The 404-nt window shown below is 36.6% G+C and carries 1 rRNA gene; it reads right to left on the bottom strand.

Annotated features, from left to right (window positions below):
• Positions 1–334: 334 nt before the first annotated feature.
• Positions 335–404, bottom strand: a 16S ribosomal RNA gene (locus tag H5119_RS20125); the annotation flags it as partial.

Below are 404 nucleotides of genomic sequence, written 5' to 3'. Positions count from 1 at the left end.
GCCAAGGCATCCACCGTGTACGCTTAGTCACTTAACCATACAACCCAAACGGGTCTTTGTTTTGTGACAGTTTAACTTCGCCAGAAGTCAATATTGAATACTAAAGTAGATACCAATCAATCAACGTAAAACGTTAATTAAATGGCACTGAATGATACTGCTATCATTCTTTTTTACTTTTGAAAACTCTTGATAAATACAATGTATTCATCAGAATTTTATTATCAGCTTTTCCAAATTTTTAAAGAGCATATTAATTAGTTATCCCAAAGGGACACTCACTAATTAACAATCATCTGTGTGGACACTACGAACAAATAAGTTCTAAATCGTATAAGGAGGTGATCCAGCCCCAGGTTCCCCTAGGGCTACCTTGTTACGACTTCACCCCAGTCATGAATCAC

Source organism: Pseudoalteromonas sp. SG45-5 (assembly GCF_014164085.1).
GTDB lineage: Bacteria > Pseudomonadota > Gammaproteobacteria > Enterobacterales > Alteromonadaceae > Pseudoalteromonas > Pseudoalteromonas aliena.
The sequence above is the reverse complement of the archived record's forward strand: the minus strand, read 5'-3'. Positions and strand labels throughout refer to the sequence as shown.